The 3,299-nt window shown below is 62.3% G+C and carries 4 protein-coding genes and 1 pseudogene; 1 reads left to right on the top strand and 4 read right to left on the bottom strand.

Annotated features, from left to right (window positions below; genetic code table 11):
- The 3 genes and pseudogenes from AN233_RS16130 to AN233_RS02895 form a co-directional block, all read right to left on the bottom strand.
- Positions 1-199 (bottom strand): annotated as a pseudogene (locus AN233_RS16130) (hypothetical protein); the annotation flags it as partial.
- 48 nt (positions 200-247) lie between these two features.
- Positions 248-1,249 carry a DUF6610 family protein gene (locus AN233_RS02900; RefSeq protein WP_058365360.1) on the bottom strand — a complete coding sequence of 334 codons (1,002 nt, stop codon included), beginning with the start codon at positions 1,247-1,249 and terminating at the stop codon, positions 248-250.
- Positions 1,250-1,371: 122 nt separating this feature from the next.
- Complete coding sequence (locus AN233_RS02895; RefSeq protein WP_058365358.1) at positions 1,372-1,587, bottom strand: hypothetical protein; 216 nt, start codon at positions 1,585-1,587, stop codon at positions 1,372-1,374.
- A 130-nt stretch (positions 1,588-1,717) separates the two neighbouring features.
- On the opposite strand from AN233_RS02895, the gene AN233_RS02890 reads away from it, so the two are divergent.
- Positions 1,718-1,924 (top strand): heavy-metal-associated domain-containing protein, encoded by a 207-nt coding sequence (locus AN233_RS02890; protein WP_058365359.1) that lies wholly within the window; start codon positions 1,718-1,720, stop codon positions 1,922-1,924.
- Here the strand turns inward: AN233_RS02890 and AN233_RS02885 are convergent.
- Positions 1,921-3,299 (bottom strand): heavy metal translocating P-type ATPase (locus tag AN233_RS02885; protein WP_125919959.1); only part of this gene is annotated, 1,379 nt, incomplete at its 5' end. The genes AN233_RS02890 and AN233_RS02885 overlap by 4 nt on opposite strands.

Below are 3,299 nucleotides of genomic sequence, written 5' to 3'. Positions count from 1 at the left end.
TGCCGTGGATATACCACCACCGAGCTGCTTTCAGGACGACGAGCGGATTCGTTGGTGGCTGCTCACCGGCGAGGCCACGCGTGATCGACTCGATCTCCTCGGGCACCCCGGCGGGATCGACCTCGCCTGATTGCGTGTTCGCTACGTCGACTGGAATTGCATCGACCGAAACGTCGTTCGTACGCTGTTGCTGACTCACCATCGAGCCCTCGCCCTCTCTGGAGGGCGCGACAAACCGCTCGTAGCGTCACGTAGGCGGAAAGTAGACGCTTTGCTCGCCGGCGATCTCCTCGAGGTTGTTTCGGTGCCGATGCGAGAAGTAGCACTCGTAGCTGCAGTAGCCACAGGTATCACCGGTGTCGTACTCGGCGACGAAGGGACCGCGCCGGGTCGTCCAGACGTTCGCTCCGCAGTCGGTACACGCAGCACTATCGAGATCGGTCGGCGATGGGCCTTCGTACTCGATCTCGAGAGTGTCGTCGTGTGGGGTCGCGTCGGGCCAGACACCGTGAGACTGCCAGAAGGCCTTGAGGCGGGCGAGACTGTGACGGACCGTCTTCCGAACCGTGACGTGGTCAGCGTTGCGACCGCTATCATCCCAGCCGTCAGCCGTCCAGAACTCACCGAACTGCGCGCCGCGATGCAGCCCGTTCCAGTCAAGGCCGACGATGTCGGCTGGTTGCTCGTCCGTGAGCGTCGGTCGGGTCAGCTGTCGGATGGCTTCGAGTTGTTTTGGTGGACTCCCGCCGAGGATATGGACGCGCCGACCGCGCCAGTCGGCCGGATCAGAGAACTCGTGGGCCAACCGGTCGGCGTACCCACGCGAATAGCCAAGAACGAGATCCTTGGGAATTGCGTCGATCACCGCTTGAGACTTTGGGACGATGATGAGCTCGGCCTCGGGGTAGCTGGCGTGAATCTCACGAGCAGCAGCGACGTGGTCATCGACGTCGCCGCGTTCGTAGATGTCGCCGATGACGCCGACCTGTGGTTCTTGCTCGAAGAACCGATCGACGAACCGATCCAGATCGGGGTTCCGAAAGTCGTTGTCAAGCATCCCGACGGGGAGGGTGAGGTTCTGATATTGGTTCTCCTGATACCCGCAGTCCTCCCGAAAGCCGGGAAGGAAACCGAGCTTATAGGCATCCAGAGTGAACGGGGCTCGATGGAGGAACGCCAGGATGTCGGCTTGTCTGGCGGCAGCGATGTCGCTAGCCGTTCTGGAGTCTGTACTCAAATCGAGGGACATGATTGGAGTCACGAGGCCGCTGTTGGCCGCCCCGCGCCCCTTCAGGGGCCTGAAAAACCGAGGCGCAGTCTGTTAACCAACAATGGGAAACCCACGCGGAGCTTGTTGGTTAATAACAGAGCTTACTCTTCGTCCTCACGCAGCTCTTCAGCCTTCCACTTGAGCCGGCGCAGAATCTGCGTCCGATTCTGATGGGCGTTCTCGTAGGCAACGCACTCCTGGAGGGTTTCCATATCCGGGATCGTCGCGATCCCTGCCTTGATCAGGCGTGTGTTCGGTGCTTCCAGACGCTTCTCTGGAGGGAATTCGTTACTCTCTTCGTCGTTAGTGGTCCCCATCTCAAAGAGCCTCCACCTCTTTGGGGCCGACACAAACAACTCTCCGGACGATGACGCCCATCTCTAATAGGGATAAACCGATACAACGGTTGCCGTAATGGTCATGCCCCGCGAGTGGTTACAGGCCCGTATGGAGCGAAAGACGATCTCCGTCACCGGGATGTCGTGCAACGGGTGCGAACAGAACGTAGAGACCGCCCTGCGAAACCTCGATGGTGTGAATCGCGTTGAGGCCGACCACGAAGCTGACACGGTCGACGTGGTCCTTGAGGATGGAGTCGCAGACGACGATGTGAACGCGGCAATCGAACAGGATGGCTACGACGTGGTGGCTTAATCGGCCGTCACTCGACCGTCTTCCCGCTCGCCGTCGGTGCGTTCTTTTAGAGCGAATTCGGTATTGACACCCTTACCGGAGAGGAGCTGGCCAGCGAAGCTGTTGGCCAGCACCGCCGAGACAGACAGCACCATCGCGAGCATCGCGAACACGGGGTGAACGAGCCCTGTGGTCGCGGCGGCGACGCCGACACCGTTGAACGCGAAGGCCGTCACGAGATTCTGGCGAGTCTTCCGATAGCTCTCCGTGCCGATCTCGTAGGCGTCCACCACGCCACCGAGCCGGTCACCCATCAGGACGATATCCGCCGATTCGATGGCGATGTCGGTGCCGGCGCCGATGGCGATCCCGATATCGGCCTGGGTGAGTGCCGGCGCGTCGTTGATGCCGTCGCCGACCATCGCCACACGGTGGCCAGCTTCCTGCAGGCGACCGATCTCCTCGCGTTTCTCGTCGGGCAGCACGTCGGCCATGACGCGGTCGATACTGACCTCCTCGGCGACCGCGTTCGCGGTGCGCTCGTTGTCGCCAGTGATCATCACGGGCGTGATGCCGGCGTCTCGCATCCGCTGGATGGTCGCAGCGGCGTCGCTCTTGATCTCGTCACCGATACCGATCAGACCGAGTAGGTCACCGTCACGAACAACTCCGGCAACGGTGAGGCCGCGGCCCTGAAGTCGCTCAATGTCGTCGCTCCCCTTCGAAAGGTCAATCCCCTTGCCGCTGAGCCACCCCGGTTTCCCGACCAGCACGTCGTCGCTGCCGACGATCGCTCGGACGCCCTTGCCGGTCACCGAGTCAAAGGCGTCGGGATCCGCGTACTCGACATCTTGCTCGTCAGCGAACTCGAGGATCGCATCGGCGAGCGGGTGTTCGGAGAACGCCTCTGCACTGGCCGCAGTCGTGAGTACATCCACCTCGTCGGTGTCGAACGCGACGACTTCACTGACGGCGGGTTCGCCGACGGTGATGGTGCCGGTCTTGTCCAACACGATGTGGTCGACGTCGGGAAATATCTGGAAGGCGTCGCCGGAGCGCATCAGAATGCCGCGATTCGCCGCCTTCCCGCCGCCCCGGATGAGGGCGAGCGGTGTCGCCATCCCGAGCGCACACGGGTAGCCGAGGACGAGGACCGCCAGCGCTGCGAACGCCCCGCGCTGGACGTCGGAGGCTGCCCCCCACGCGAGCGGTGCAACCACCCAGAAGAGAACTGAGAGCGCGGCAATCGTCAAGACGCCTGGGACGAAGTACTTGAGGATGCGGTCGGCGAGATGGATGATGCCGGGTTTCATCGCCCGCGCCTCCTCGATCTCGCGTGCCACCTGATTCAGGAACGCGTCCTCGCCGGTTGCAGTTACCTCGATGAGCAGCGTCC

The organism is Haloparvum sedimenti (genome assembly GCF_001462205.1).
Lineage (GTDB): Archaea > Halobacteriota > Halobacteria > Halobacteriales > Haloferacaceae > Haloparvum > Haloparvum sedimenti.
Note: the sequence above shows the minus strand (reverse complement) of the source record. Positions and strands in the feature narration are given on the sequence as shown.